This window comes from Streptomyces sp. CC228A (assembly GCF_021390935.1).
GTDB lineage: Bacteria > Actinomycetota > Actinomycetes > Streptomycetales > Streptomycetaceae > Streptomyces.
The window spans coordinates 580,939-594,712 of record NZ_JAJPUI010000003.1 but is presented as its reverse complement, the minus strand read 5'-3'; the positions used below and the strand labels follow the sequence as shown (position 1 = coordinate 594,712).

Annotated in this window: 12 protein-coding genes; 6 read left to right on the top strand and 6 right to left on the bottom strand. The window is 75.4% G+C overall.

Annotation, left to right across the window (positions count from 1 at the left end; all coding sequences use genetic code 11):
- The first annotated feature begins 5 nt into the window (after positions 1–5).
- From L6E17_RS31440 to L6E17_RS12515, 4 genes are all read left to right on the top strand, one after another.
- Positions 6–293: a winged helix-turn-helix domain-containing protein gene (locus L6E17_RS31440; protein ID WP_374109047.1), complete on the top strand. Its 288-nt coding sequence runs from the start codon at positions 6–8 to the stop codon at positions 291–293.
- Positions 290–1,684, top strand: coding sequence for a HAMP domain-containing sensor histidine kinase (locus L6E17_RS12525; protein WP_236240903.1), 1,395 nt, complete (start codon positions 290–292; stop codon positions 1,682–1,684). Before L6E17_RS31440 ends, L6E17_RS12525 begins: the two co-directional genes overlap by 4 nt.
- 497 nt (positions 1,685–2,181) lie before the next feature.
- Complete coding sequence (locus L6E17_RS12520; RefSeq protein ID WP_236240826.1) at positions 2,182–2,814, top strand: hypothetical protein; 633 nt, start codon at positions 2,182–2,184, stop codon at positions 2,812–2,814.
- 244 nt (positions 2,815–3,058) lie between these two features.
- Positions 3,059–3,322 (top strand): hypothetical protein, encoded by a 264-nt coding sequence (locus L6E17_RS12515; protein WP_236240825.1) that lies wholly within the window; start codon positions 3,059–3,061, stop codon positions 3,320–3,322.
- 264 nt (positions 3,323–3,586) lie between these two features.
- Here the strand turns inward: L6E17_RS12515 and L6E17_RS12510 are convergent, their stop codons facing one another.
- From L6E17_RS12510 to L6E17_RS12490, 5 genes are all read right to left on the bottom strand, one after another.
- Complete coding sequence (locus L6E17_RS12510; protein ID WP_236240824.1) at positions 3,587–5,008, bottom strand: GH1 family beta-glucosidase; 1,422 nt, start codon at positions 5,006–5,008, stop codon at positions 3,587–3,589.
- Between the two features lie 41 nt (positions 5,009–5,049).
- On the bottom strand, positions 5,050–6,501 hold the full coding sequence (locus tag L6E17_RS12505) for a glycoside hydrolase family 1 protein (RefSeq protein ID WP_236240823.1): 1,452 nt from the start codon (positions 6,499–6,501) through the stop codon (positions 5,050–5,052).
- Positions 6,502–6,673: 172 nt separating this feature from the next.
- Positions 6,674–7,567, bottom strand: a complete 894-nt coding sequence (locus L6E17_RS12500; RefSeq protein WP_236240822.1) for a carbohydrate ABC transporter permease — start codon at positions 7,565–7,567, stop codon at positions 6,674–6,676.
- A 3-nt stretch (positions 7,568–7,570) separates the two neighbouring features.
- Entirely contained in the window at positions 7,571–8,587 is a 1,017-nt protein-coding gene (locus L6E17_RS12495) for a carbohydrate ABC transporter permease (RefSeq protein ID WP_236240821.1), read from the bottom strand.
- Positions 8,588–9,041: 454 nt separating this feature from the next.
- Positions 9,042–10,424 (bottom strand): ABC transporter substrate-binding protein, encoded by a 1,383-nt coding sequence (locus L6E17_RS12490; RefSeq protein ID WP_236240820.1) that lies wholly within the window; start codon positions 10,422–10,424, stop codon positions 9,042–9,044.
- Between the two features lie 436 nt (positions 10,425–10,860).
- On the opposite strand from L6E17_RS12490, the gene L6E17_RS12485 reads away from it, so the two are divergent.
- A complete protein-coding gene (locus tag L6E17_RS12485; protein ID WP_236240819.1) occupies positions 10,861–11,889 on the top strand; it encodes a LacI family DNA-binding transcriptional regulator in 1,029 nt (342 codons plus the stop codon).
- A gap of 87 nt (positions 11,890–11,976) precedes the next feature.
- Entirely contained in the window at positions 11,977–12,474 is a 498-nt protein-coding gene (locus L6E17_RS12480) for a GNAT family N-acetyltransferase (RefSeq protein WP_236240818.1), read from the top strand.
- Between the two features lie 578 nt (positions 12,475–13,052).
- Here the strand turns inward: L6E17_RS12480 and L6E17_RS12475 are convergent.
- Positions 13,053–13,442: a VOC family protein gene (locus tag L6E17_RS12475; RefSeq protein ID WP_236240817.1), complete on the bottom strand. Its 390-nt coding sequence runs from the start codon at positions 13,440–13,442 to the stop codon at positions 13,053–13,055.
- Between the last annotated feature and the right edge of the window lie 332 nt (positions 13,443–13,774).

Below are 13,774 nucleotides of genomic sequence, written 5' to 3'. Positions count from 1 at the left end.
TCGCCATCGACCCGCTGCGCCGCCAGGCCGAACTCGACGGGCGCCGACTCGACCTGACGCGCCGCGAGTTCGACCTGCTGGCGTTCCTCGCCGGGCGGCCCGGCGTCGTCGTCCCGCGCCGCGAACTCCTCGCCGAGGTGTGGCAGCAGTCGTACGGGGACGACCAGACCATCGACGTCCACCTGTCCTGGCTGCGCCGCAAACTGGGGGAGACCGCCGCGAACCCCCGCTACCTGCACACCCTGCGCGGCGTGGGCGTGAAGCTGGAGCCGCCGCAGGAGGCCCTGCCGTGAGATGGGCCCTCGTCAAGGTGGCGCTCGCCGTCACCACCATGGTCGTCCTCGCCTTCGCCGTGCCCCTCGGCCTGGTCATCAAGGAGATGGCCCGCGACCGCGCCTTCGGGGACGCCGAACGGCAGGCCGCCGCACTCGGCCCCACCCTCTCCATCACCACCGACCGCGGCGCCCTCGAACGGGCCGTCGCCTCCACCCGGGCGGGCGCCGACGGCCGGATGGCCGTCCACGTCCCCGCCCCGCCCGACCAGCCGTCCGCACGGCCGACGGAGATCGGCACGGGCCGTGCGGGCGACGCCGACCTGGACACCGTGCGCCGGGTCCCGCGCGCCTCCATCACCGAGGTCGAGGGCGGCTCCGTGCTGCTCCAGCCCACCGCCCTCGGCACCGGGAAGATCGCCATCGTCGAGGTGTACGTCCCCGAGGGCGAGCTGACCCGGGGCCTCACCACCGCGTGGCTGACCCTCGCCGGGGTGGGCGCCGCCCTGGTCGTCGGCTCCGTCGCGGTCGCCGACCGGCTGGGCGTGCGCATGGTGCTGCCCGCCCAGCGCCTCGCCCGCGCCGCCCGCGAGCTGGGCGACGGCAGGCTCGGCGCCCGTGTCCGCGAGGAGGGCCCCGCCGAACTCAGGTCCGCCGCCGTCGCCTTCAACTCCATGGCCGACCAGGTCGTGCACCTCCTCGCCAACGAACGCGAGCTGGCCGCCGACCTGTCGCACCGGCTGCGCACCCCGCTCACCGTGCTGCGCCTCAACGCCGCGTCCCTCGGTGACGGTCCGGCCGCCGAGCAGACCCGCGCGGCCGTGGAGCAGCTGGAGCGGGAGGTGGACACCATCATCCGCACGGCCAGGGAGGCCAAGCCGCAGACGCAGGCGGCCGGTCCCGGGGCGGGCTGCGACGTCTCCGAGGTCGTACGGGACCGGATGGCGTTCTGGTCGGCACTCGCGGAGGACGAGGGCCGCAAGGTGCGCCTCGCCGGCACCGACCGGCCGGTGCGGGTCCCCGTGGCCCGCCCCGACCTGGCCGCCGCCCTCGACGCGCTGCTCGGCAACGTCTTCCGGCACACCCCCGAGGGCACCGCCTTCTCCGTCGACGTCCACAACGGGGAGGACGCCGTCATCGTGCTCGTCTCCGACGCCGGGCCCGGCATCAAGGACCCGCAGGCCGCCCTGGCCCGCGGCAACAGCGGGGAACGGGCCGGGTCGACCGGTCTCGGCCTGGACATCGTGCGGCGCGTCGCCGAGTCCACGGGCGGCGACGTCCGCATCGGGCACTCGGTGCTGGGCGGCACGGAGGTACGGGTCTGGCTGGGCCTCGACGGCCGCCGCACCGGCGGCACGGGCGGCCGCACCCACCGCGTGGGGCGCCGCCGCCGCAGAGCGGTCGCCGCCTGAACAGCCGGGGCCCGCACCCGGCCGGCGCTCCCGTGTCGCACCCGGCCCCGTGCCGCCGGCCACCCTTCCGCACTTCGGCCCGCACCTGCCCCGCCGGCCGGCGCTCCCGGGCCGCACCCGGCCCCGTGCCGCCGGCCACCCTTCCGCACCTCGGCCTGCCCCTGCCCCGCCGGTCGCCGCTCCCGTGTCGCACCCGGTCCCGTGCCGCCGGCCACCCTTCCGCGCCCCTGCCCGCACCTGCCCGCCGGTCACCGCTCCCGCACCCCAGCCGCCCGCCCGCCCCCGGCCTGAAGCCCCCGCGCCCGACCGGGGACATCCGCCCACCGCAGCTCCCACCTCCAGCGCCACACGCACCCGCACCTGTGTCCCCGCCTCGGCCCGTGTCCCGGCCGCGCCCCGCGGTGCCGCCGCGGCGGGCGGTAGGGGAACATGGCGGGAACCCCCGGTGCGTGCGCTGTCCCCGCCGCCGCGCCACGAGCCGAAAGCACGCCACGACCATGCCGCACCTCCTCACCTCCCTGCCGCCCGTCGCCCAGGGCATCGCCATCGCCGCGGGCGGCCCGGTCCTCCTGTGGTCGTTGTGGAGCAGCGCCCGGCTGGCCCGAGCCAAGCGGCAGGGGACGGCCGGCATCGACCTCGCCGCCCACGGCCTGGTGCCGCGCCACCTGCTCGACCCGTCGCGCAGCGGCCCGCCGGAGCCCGAGGCGGCCCTTGCCGTGCAGGCCGCGCAGGGCGGCGACCGGCGGCCCGCCGCGGCGCTGCTCGCGGACGCGGGCGAGGACTGGGACCTGCGCTGGGACCGGCTCACCGCCCTCGCCTCCGCGGCGGTACGGGACGGGCGCTGGCTGGCGGACTGGCGGGCCGAGCGGCCCGACGACCCGGACGCCGCCGCGGTCCACGCCGAGGCGCTGCTGCGGCAGGCGTGGGGGTGCGCGGCGGCGGCTCCGCCGAGGACACCTCCACCGAGGACCCGGAGCGCTTCCGGCGGATGCTGTCCGCCGCGGTGCAGGCCGCCCGCGAAGCCGCCGCGCTCGCGCCCCGCGACCCCTCCCCGTGGGTCACCCTCGTCACCGCCGCCCGCGGACTCGCTCTGCCGCACGGCGACTTCCGGCTCCTGTGGGACGAGCTGACCGCCCGCGCCCCCCACCACTTCTTCGGGCACCTCAGCGCCCTCCAGTACTGGTGCGCCAAGTGGTGCGGCTCCCACGCCCTGGCCCAGCGCTTCGCCGACGGCGCCGCGGGCGCCGCGCCCGAGGGCAGCCTGCTGTCCGTGCTGCCCCTGCAGGCGGCGTTCGAGAGGGCGCTGGCGCGCGCCGCGTACACCCCGCTCGGCGGCCGGAACACGGGGGCGACCTCGACGCGGTCCGCGACGCCGTGGCCGCGGCGGCCCCCGGGGACCCCCGGCTGCCGTACGTCCGGCACATCCTCGCCGGAGCCCTCGTCGTGGCGGGGCGGGGCCGGGAGGCACTGGAGCAGTTCCGGGCGCTGGAGCCGTGGGTGGGCGCCGAGCCCTGGACCTGCCACCCCGACCCCGCCGCCGCCTTCGACCACGCCCGCGCGGTCGCGGTGTACCGCTCCGGCAGGTGGCCGTGGCTCCTGGCGGGCCCGGCGCGGCCGCGCGCCGGGCAGCAGCGTTAACCGGGCCCCATGGGCGCCTTAAGCGCGCCCTAAGGTCCCCGACCGCCGCCCGGTGTGCCCCGTTTGCCGGTTCCGGGCGCGCTAGCGTGGTGCCGCGCCCCACTCCCGCGGGAGCCGGGCACAGCGCATGGGCCCACGCGGCGGCGCCGCCACCGGCGGCAGCCGGCGCGGGCGGGTGCCGCCCACCGGTGACCCGCCCCGCCCGGACCACCCCCCACACGCGCGCTCCGGCCGTCACCCCACCCGGCCGGAGCGCGCGCCCCCTCACGACCCGGGCGGGTCGGGGAGGACGCCGCTGCGGGCGAGCCGCGCGTACCAGTGGGCGCTGGCCTTCGGGGTGCGGGTCTGCGTCGCGTAGTCGACGTGCACGATCCCGAACCGCTTCGCATAGCCGTACGACCATTCGAAGTTGTCCAGCAGGGACCACAGGAAGTAGCCCCGCACGTCCGCGCCGCCCTCGGTCATCGCCCGGTGCAGTTCCGACAGGTGCCCGTGCAGGTAGCGCACGCGGCGGGCGTCGTGGACGGTGCCGTCGGCGGGCGACGGCCGGTCGGGGTAGGCGGCGCCGTTCTCCGTGACCATCAGCGGCAGCCCGGGGGCCTCCCGCGACCACCGGGTCAGCAGGTCGTACAGCCCGGTCGGGTCGATGCCCCAGCCCATGTCGGTGCGCTCGCCCGGCTGCTGGTGGAACGACACGTCCTCGGCGCCCGGCCAGGGGGAGTGGTCGCCGGCGCCGTGCCCGTCGTCCGCCGCGGACCCCGGCCCGCCGTCCGCGGCGGACACGAGCGTCGGCGCGTAGTAGTTGACGCCCAGCCAGTCCAGCGGGTCGCGGCGGACGGCGGCCTCGTCGCCGGCCCGCACGAAGGACCAGTCGGTGAGCCGCGCGGTCCCGGCGAGCAGGTCGTCGGGGTACGCGCCGTGCAGCAGCGGCCCGGTGAAGATCCGGTTCGCGAGCGCGTCGATGCGGCGCCGCGCGTCCAGGTCGGCCCCGCTGCCGGTCCGCGCCCGGACGGCGCAGGTGTTGAGGCTGATGCCGATCCGGGCCGCGGCGGGCAGCCGCGCCCGCAGCGCGGTGGCGGCCAGGCCGTGCGCCAGGTTGAGGTGGTGGGCGGCGCGCAGCGCGTCGACCGGGTCGGTGCGGCCCGGGGCGTGCACGCCGGAGCCGTATCCGAGGAAGGCGCTGCACCACGGCTCGTTGAGGGTGATCCAGTACGGGACGCGGTCGCCCAGGGCGCCGGCGACGATGCCTGCGTAGTCGGCGAACCGCTCGGCGGTGTCCCGGTGCGGCCAGCCGCCCGCGTCCTCCAGGGCCTGCGGCAGGTCCCAGTGGTACAGCGTGAGGGCCGGTGTGATGCCGTGCTCCAGCAGGTCGTCCACCAGCGCCCGGTAGAAGTCGAGCCCCTTCTGCACGGCCGGTCCGCGCCCGGTCGGCTGCACCCGCGGCCAGGACACGGAGAAGCGGTACGCGTTGACGCCGAGCCCCGCCATCATCCGCACGTCCTCGGCCCGGCGGTGGTAGTGGTCGGCGGCGGTGTCACCGGTGTCACCGCCGCGGGTCCGGCCGGGCGTGCGGCTGAAGGTGTCCCAGACGGACGGGCCGCGGCCGTCCTCCCGGGCGGCGCCCTCGATCTGGTAGGCGGCGGTGGCGGTGCCCCACAGGAAGCCGGGCGGAAAACGGACGGGCATGGACCTCTCCCTCGGGTGCGGCGGCGTGGCGGGCGGGGCGTTCAGCCGTCCTCCCCGGGCGGGGGCAGCTCGCCGCTGCGGGCGAGCCGCGCGTACCAGTGGGCGCTGGCCTTCGGGGTGCGGGTCTGCGTCGCGTAGTCCACGTGCACCGCCCCGAACCGCTTCGCGTAGCCGTACGCCCACTCGAAGTTGTCCAGCAGCGACCACAGGAAGTACCCGCGCACGTCCGCGCCGCTCTCCACGGCCCGGTGCACCGCCTCCAGGTGGCCGTGCAGGTAGGCGACGCGCTCCGGGTCGTGGACCGAGCCGTCGGGGCCCACCGCGTCGTCGTACGCGGCGCCGTTCTCCGTGACGTACAGCGGGAGGTCCGGGTACTCCCGGGCCATCCGCATCAGCAGGTCGTACAGCCCGGACGCGTCGACCGACCAGCCCATCGCGGTCTGCTCGCCGGGCGGCTGGTGGAAGACCACGTCCTCCGCACCCGCCCACGGCGAGTGCCCGCCGCCGCCGTGCCCGCCGTCGGCCATGACGCTGCCGACGCCGTCCCGGGCGACCGCCGACACCAGCGTCGGCGTGTAGTAGTTGACGCCGACGAAGTCCAGCGCCTGGTGCGCCGCGGCCGCGTCGGCCGGGCGGACGAAGGACCAGTCCGTGAGCCGGGCCGTGTCGGCGGCCAGGTCCTCCGGGTAGGCGCCCCCCAGCATGGGCCCGAGCCAGATGCGGTTGCCGACCGCGTCGATACGGCGGGCCGCGTCCAGGTCCTCCGCCGTCTCGGTCAGCGGCCTGACCTGGTGCAGGTTCAGCGACACGCCGACCTCCGCGCGCGCCGGCAGCGCCGCCCGCAGCGCCTGCACGGCCAGGCCGTGGCCGAGGTTCAGATGGTGGGCGGCGCGCAGCGCGGCCACCGGGTCGGTGCGGCCCGGGGCGTGCACACCGGAGCCGTAGCCCAGGAAGGCGCTGCACCACGGTTCGTTGAGCGTGGTCCAGCGGTCGACGCGGTCGCCGAGGGCGTCACCGACGAGCCCCGCGTACGCGGCGAACCGCTCGGCGGTCGCCCGGTGCGGCCAGCCGCCCGCGTCCTCCAGCTCCTGCGGCAGGTCCCAGTGGTAGAGGGTCACCGCCGGCCGGATCCCCGCGGCGAGCAGCTCGTCGACCAGCGCCCGGTAGAAGTCCAGGCCCTTCTGCACGGCCGGTCCGCGCCCGGTCGGCTGCACCCGCGGCCAGGACACGGAGAAGCGGTACGCCGTGAGGCCCAGCTCCTTCATGAGCCGGACGTCCTCGCGGAACCGGTGGTAGTGGTCCACGGCCACATCGCCCGTGTGGCCCTCGAACACCTTCCCCGGCGTGTGGCTGAAGGTGTCCCAGATGGACGGCGTGCGCCCGTCCTCCCGGGCGGCGCCCTCGATCTGGTACGCGGCGGTCGCGGCGCCCCACAGGAAGCCCGGGGGGAACCGGCGGATCGCGGTGAGCGGACGGGTGTCGGAGGCAGTCATAGGGGGAGCGCTCCCAGGAGTAGGTACGGCTTGCTCGGACGGGCGGACGGGACGGACGGCGCGGACAGGACGGACGGCGCGGACCGCGGGGGAGGGCGGCCGCGGCGCCGCCAGGGACGGGGAAGGAGGCGCCGCGGAGCAGCAGGGGGCGGGCGGCCGGCGGACGCGGGGGTCAGCTCTTGACCGCGCCCGAGGTGATGCCGCCCACGATGTGCTTGCCCAGCACGGCGAAGACCGCCAGCAGCGGCACGGTGGAGATCAGCGCACCGGTCAGCACGATGGCCTGGTCGATGGTGTGGTTGCCGGAGCCGAGCCCGGCCAGCGCCACCTGGAGGGTCGGGTTGCCGTCCGGGGTGAGGGCGATGAACGGCCAGAAGAAGTCGTTCCACGCCTGGACGAAGACCAGCATCCCCAGCACCGCCATCGCGGGCCGCGCCACGGGGAACACCACGTGCCAGATGATCCGCAGGCTGTGCGCCCCGTCCACGCGGGCCGCCTCGATCAGCTCGACCGGCAGCGCCTCCAGCAGGTACTGCCGCATGAAGAACACGCCGAACGCCGCGACCAGCGAAGGCAGCACGACCGACTGGAGCTGGTCCACCCACCCGAGGTCGGTGACGATCTGGTACAGCGGGATCACGCTGAGCTGGGGCGGGACGGTCATCGTCGCCACCACGAGGGCCAGCAGCACGTTGCGGCCGCTGAAGGGCAGCTTGGCGAAGGCGAAACCGGCCAGCGTCGAGAACACCACCGTCGACGCGGCCACGAGCCCCGCCACGACCGTCGTGTTCACGAGCGCCTCGCCCATGTCGACCTGGTTCCAGGCGAACGTGAGGTTGTCCAGCAGGCGCGGCCCGGGCAGCAGCGGCGCCGGGGCCTCCACGACCCGCTCACCCGAGTGGGAGGCGGCGACGAGGTTCCAGTACAGGGGGAAGAGGGACAGCAGGGCCGCGAAGCCCAGCAGGACGTAGGTGAGGTGCCCGGCGTGGTGCTGGCGCCCGGCGGCCTGCCTGAAGCCGCGCCGCGGCCCGCGCCCGCGCGCCGGCCGGTCGGTGGTGAGCGTCATCGGTCAGACCCCCTGCTTCTTGCGGCCGGCACGGGCGAGCAGCAGCCGCAGCGCGCCGATGAGGAGCAGGAGCAGCAGCATCACCCACGCGATCGCGGACGCCTGCCCCAGGGCGCCGGTGACCCAGCCCTTCTCGTACATCAGCAGGCTCAGCGTCTGGAACTGGTTGCCGCTGCCGCCGCTGACGCCGAGGCTGCCGCCGAAGAGCATGGGCTCACCGAACAGCTGCGTCGCGCCGATCGTGGACACGACGATCGTGAAGAGGATCGTCGGCCGGATGGACGGGATGGTGACGCTGACGAACTGCCGCCAGCGGGACGCCCCGTCGAGGGAGGCCGCCTCGTACAGGTCCTGCGGCACCGCCTGCATCGCGGCCAGGTAGATCAGCGCGTTGTACCCGGTCCACCGCCAGGTGACGATGGCGGAGATGGCGATCTGCGCCGGCCACTTGGACGACTCCCAGTCCACCGGCTCGAACCCGACCCAGCCGAGCACGGTGTTGATCAGCCCGTAGTCGGAGTTGAAGAGCTGGGCGAAGACCAGCGTCGCGGCGGCGATCGAGGTGGCGTACGGGGCGAGGACGGCGACCCGGAAGAAGCCGCGGCCGCGCAGCTTGTAGTTCAGCAGGTGCGCCAGGCCCAGCGCCATGAGCAGCTGCGGGACCGTCGAGATGACGCCGATGGTGAAGGTGTTGGCGAGGGCGTTCCAGAAGAAGTCGCTGTCCCAGAGCGCCGTGTAGTTGTCGAAGCCGCGCCACTCGGCCTCACCGCCCAGCTCCACCCGGTGCAGCGAGAGCCAGCCCGTGTGGATCAGTGGGAAGAGCCCGAACGCCCCGAAGGTGAGGAAGAAGGGCGCGATGAACGCGTACGGCGTCGCCTTGAGGTCCCAGCGGTACAGCCTGCTGCGCCAGCCGGTGCCGGCGGGTGGCCGGTTCGGTCGCTTGTTCCGGGACGCGGAGGAGGGCGGGGGCGGGGAGGGCGGCGAGGTGCCGCCGTCCGCCGCCTGGACGGAGGTGGCCACGGGGGCGTCCTTCCAGGTCGGTGCAGACGTCGGGCGGTCGGGGGACGGTGGCACGGCCCCGGACCGGGACCGGCAGCGGTGCGGGGGCGCGGGGGCGGGAGGGAGGGGGCCGGGCGGCGGGCCCGGAGCCGGGCAGGGGCGCGCGGGCCCGGACTGCGACCGGCGGCGGTACGGAGGTGCGGCGGCGGTACGGAGGCGCGGGAAGCGGTGCAGGGGCGCGGTCCCGGGCGGCGGGCCCGGAGCCGGGCAGGGGCGCGCGGGCCCGGACTGCGACCGGCGGCGGTGCGGCGGGGCCGGGAAGCCGGACAGCGGACCCGGACCCGGACCCGGGGCGCGGGCGCGCGGGCGACCCGGCCGGGACCGCCGCCGGCCCGCCCCGCCCGGGCGGCGGGGCGGGCGCCCGGACGGGGAGCCCGCCGGCCCGCCGGAAGTGCGGCGGGCTCCCCGCCGGGGGCTACTGGACGATCTTGTCCTCGATCAGCTTCTTCACGTTGTTCCACGCCGTTTCCGGGTCGGTCCCGCGCTGCTCGATGTCGAGGATCCCGTTGTCGGTGAGGAAGGTCTTCACCTGGCCGTCGTGGCGGCTGATGGCCGCCGGGGTGATCCCCGCCGCGGCCTGCGAGTAGATCCGGCCGACCGGAGTGTCGCCGAAGTAGTCGATCGTGGCGTTCTGGACCGCCTCGGAGGCCAGGGTCTCCTTGGTGGACGGGATGTTGCCGTTGACGCCGAACACCTTGGCGTGCTGCTCGGGGGCGGTCAGCCAGGCGGCCAGCTTGGCGGCCTCCTCGGTGTGCTTGCCCGCCTTCGGCACGGCGAGGAAGGAGCCGCCCCAGTTGCCCGCGACCGGCGCCGACGCGATGTCCCAGTCGCCCTTGTTCTTCTCGCCGGCCTGGTCCTTGATGATGCCGGTCATCCAGCTCGGGCAGGCGACGGTCGCGAACCTGGCGTTCTTGAAGCCGGCGTTCCAGGTGCCCTTCTCGTCGAACTGGCGCAGCTTCGCGGTGATGCCGCTTCGCGCCGCGTCGACCGCCAGGCCCCAGGCGGTCTTCACGCCGGGGCTGTCCTCCCAGGCGAGCTCGCCCTTGTCGTCGGCGTACTGCTGGGGCTGGCTGGACAGGACGGCGTTGAAGAGGCCGCTCGCGGAGTCGTGGAAGGCGGTGCCTTCGGGGGCGGCGCTCTGGTACTTCTTGCCGGTCTCGACGAACTTCGCCCAGTCGCCGGCCCACAGCTTGCCCACCTCCTCCCGGTCGGTGGGCAGCTTGGCCTTCGCGAAGAGGTCCTTGTTGTAGCAGATGGCCATGGGGCCGATGTCGGTGCCGAGCGCGATGACGGAGCCGTCGGCGGTGGTGGCCTGCTTGACCTTCCAGTCCAGGTAGGCGGACAGGTCGGCGCCGCCGGACTCGGAGAGGTCCGCCCACTTGCCGGCCATGGCGGGTCCGGTGGCCTCGGCGATGTACCCGACCTCGACGGCCTGGATGTCGGCGAGGCCGCTGCTGCGGGAGAGGCGCAGCTTGAGGGTGTCCCAGTACTTCTGGCCGTCGGCGACGTTGGACTCGACGATCTTGATGTGGGGGTTCAGCTTCTCGTATTCGGCGTACAGCTTGGCGCCGTTCTCGTTGTCGTAGCCGAACGAGCCGAAGGTGCCGATCCGCAGGGTGATCTGCCCGCCGTCCCCGCCGGCGTCGCCGCTTCCGCCGTCCCCGGCGCCGTCGCTGCAACCCGTGACCAGCGCCGCGCAGGCCAGGAGGGCGGTCGCTGCGACCAGGGGGCGGCGGTGGCCGCGGTCGCCGGTTCTGCCGCTGCCGCCGCGGCTGCGGACTCTGCTGATGGTGCGCATTCCACTCTCCTCGTCCAGGGTGGTGCTGGTGTGCGCCGGATGGGGCGGGTGCCGGGTCCGCAGCCGGGCTGCGGGGGGTCGGCGTGGCGACAGGGCGGCTCGGCCGTGTCGCACACATGAGGGGCTACGGACCGTGGTATGGGAGCGCTCCCACGCCACTCGTTGCCGGAAGGTTGCTGCCTGCCGGGGGTGGGTGTCAAGGCATGAACGCGAATTGTTGCCGTAGGGGATCCGGCCGTCCGCAGAATGGCGTCCGCCTTCAGAACCTCAAGGCGTGCGAGGGAGAAGGGGCGGTACGGTCCGCTAGGGTGGGAGCGCTCCCACTACGGAGGGTCAAAAGATGGCCCTCCCGCTGGGGCTGCCCAGCGGTGCACGCTCTAGGTTGGGCTCAAGCAGCCGCTGCACGGGTGGGCGGGCGCGAACGGGAGGCGGGAACATGGCGGTGAACGGACGGCAGACGGGCAGACCCACGCTGGAGGAGGTCGCGGCCCGCGCGGGCGTGGGCCGGGGCACCGTGTCCCGCGTCATCAACGGCTCGCCCCGGGTGAGCGACCGCGCCAAGGCCGCCGTCGCCCAGGCCATCGCGGAGCTCGGGTACGTCCCGAACCGCGCCGCCCGCGCGCTGGCGGGCGCCCGCACCGACGCCGTGGCGCTGGTGATACCCGAGACCGAGGCGCGGCTGTTCGCCGAGCCGTACTTCCTCGACATCATCCGCGGGGTCAGCGCCGAACTCGCCGACGCCGACAAGCAGCTGCTGCTCACCCTGATCCGCTCCCGGCAGGAGCGGCAGCGCTTCGAGCAGTACCTCGCCGCGCAGCGCGTGGACGGCGTCCTGCTCGTCTCGGTGCACGCCGACGACCCCCTGCCCGAGGTCGTACGGGAGCTGGACATCCCCGCCGTCCTCAACGGCCGCCGCTCGGAGACGGAGTCCGCCGCGTACGTCGACTCCGACAACGTGGGCGCGGGCCGCTCCGCCGTGGACCACCTGGCGGGCCGCGGCCGCCGGAGGATCGCCACCATCACCGGCCCGCTCGACATGTACGTGGCGCGCTGCCGGCTGGAGGGCTACCGGCGGGGGCTGGAGGCGGCGGGCCTCGACCCGGCCGAGGACCTCATCGCACCGGCGGACTTCACGGAGGAGGGCGGTCGCAGCGCCATGCGCGCCCTGCTGGCCCGCCGCCCCGACCTGGACGCGGTGTTCGCCGCGTCCGACGTGATGGCGGCAGGCGCCCGCGGGGCCCTGCGGGAGGCAGGGCGCCGGGTCCCGGACGACGTGGCGCTCGTCGGGGTGGACGACTCGGCGGTGGCCCGCCACATGGACCCGCCGCTGACGAGTGTGCGCCAGCCGATCGAGGAGATGGGCCGCGTCATGGCCCGCGCCCTGCTGAAGGAGATCGGGGGCGCCTCGGGGGAGCCGAGCCAGCTCGTGCTGCCGACGTCCCTGGTGGTCCGCGCCTCGTCGTGAGCTCCGGCGGGCGTGCGGCCGCGCGCCCGCGGGAAGCAGGCGGAAAACCGCGCGACAGCGCCCGGGCGCCCGGCTAGGGTCCGGCGCATGTCGAAGAGCAGCCTGCGTCTGGAGAAGGTCACCGAGGACAACGTCCTGGAGGCATGCCGTCTCCAGGTGGCCCCGGAGCAGCGGAAGTTCGTCTCGCCGGTGGCCCAGTCCCTGGCGGAGGCGTACGTCCACGGGGACACCGCCTGGCCGCGGGTCGTCATGGACGGCGACGAGCTGGTCGGCTTCGTGATGGCCTTCTTCGACGTGCCGTTCACCGAGGGCTGCCACCACGACCGGCCCCGCAGTGGACTGTGGCGCCTCAACATCGCGGCGGACCGCCAGGGCAGGGGGTACGGCCGCTTCGCCGTGGAGGCGGTCTGCGAGGAGATCCGCCGCAGGGGCGGCACCACGGCGACGGTCACCTGGGTGCAGGCCGAGGGCGGACCGGAGGAGTTCTACCGGAAGCTCGGTTTCCACCTCACGGGGGAGACGAGCGAGGACGAGGTGGTCGGCGAACGGGACCTGGGCTCCCCGGCGCAGGCGCCGGTCCTGTAGGGCGACGACGGCGGGGGTGCCGCCGACCGGGGCCGCCCGTACGCGCAACGGCGGACGGACCGGTACGGGCGGGGGAGGCGGGGGAGACCCGCCCGCACCGCCGCACCGGGCGGGCGGGGAATCCGCGCACCGCGGCACGGGGCGGGCGCAGCCTCCTCCCCCCCGCCGCGCGGGACCGGCGGCGCGGCTTCCGGCGCACCCGGGGCTGCACGCGCCACCCGGCGGCACCCGCCACCCGGCTTCACGCGCCACCCGGCTTCACACGCCACCCGGCTTCACACGCCACCCGGCTTCACACGCCACCCGCCTTCCCGGCCGCCATGGCTTGCGCGCCGCATGGCTTGCCGTCACGTACGGCTTACCGGCCGCCTGGCTTCCGCGCCGGACGGCTCCGTCTCGTACGGCCTCCGGGCCGCATGGCTTCCGTGCCGGAGGGCGCGGGGGTCAGCCGGCAGAGGTGTCGGGCGCGGACAGGCCAGGCGGGCCGGTGTCCGCCCGCGTCGGACGGCCGGACGGACCGGGGCCCTCCCGTGCCGGGCGGCTCGGGAGGGCCGGGTGGGCCGGGGAGGCCGGGTGGCTCAGGCAGGTCGGGCGTAGGGGCGGGTCATGATCTCCATGTTGTGCCCGTCGAGGTCGTCGAAGTACGCGCCCCGGCCGCCGAAGAGCCGGTTGACCTGGTTCGGCTCGGTGTGGTGCGGGTCCGCGTAGTAGGTGACCCCGGCCGCCTTCAGCCGGTCGATCATCGTGTCGAACTCCTCGTCGGGGACGAGGAACGCGTAGTGCTGCGGGGCGACGGCTGCGCCGTCCGGGTCCTCGTAGAAGTCGAGCGTCACGCCGTTTCCGGTGTCCACCGGGATGAACGGCCCGAACGGCGCCCCGACGGCCAGCCCCAGGATGCCGGCGAGGAACTCGGCGGAGGCCCGTTTGTCGGAGGCGTGGACGACGGTGTGGTCGAGTGATGCGGTCATGAGGCGGGTCCTTCCCGTCGGTGCGGAGCGCTGGAAGAGGTACGGGAGAAGAGTCCGCGTGCGGCGCCCGCAGGCACCGGGCACGCGGCCGCACCGACGGCGGCCCCCTGGCCCGTCGCGCCCTCACGACAAGGCCGGGAACCCCACTCGCTCATGGCCCGAGGCCGACCCGGCAGTCACGCTGACGACGGTAGCGCGGCGGCGGCGTACGGCGCCACACGATGGAGTGCCGCCCCGCGCAGAGGACTTGCGGCCGCAAGCGCCGGACCCTGCCCGTCGGCACGCCGCGCCTCCCGCGCCTCCCAGTCCTCGCTGGCCTCCGGGGCCCCCGC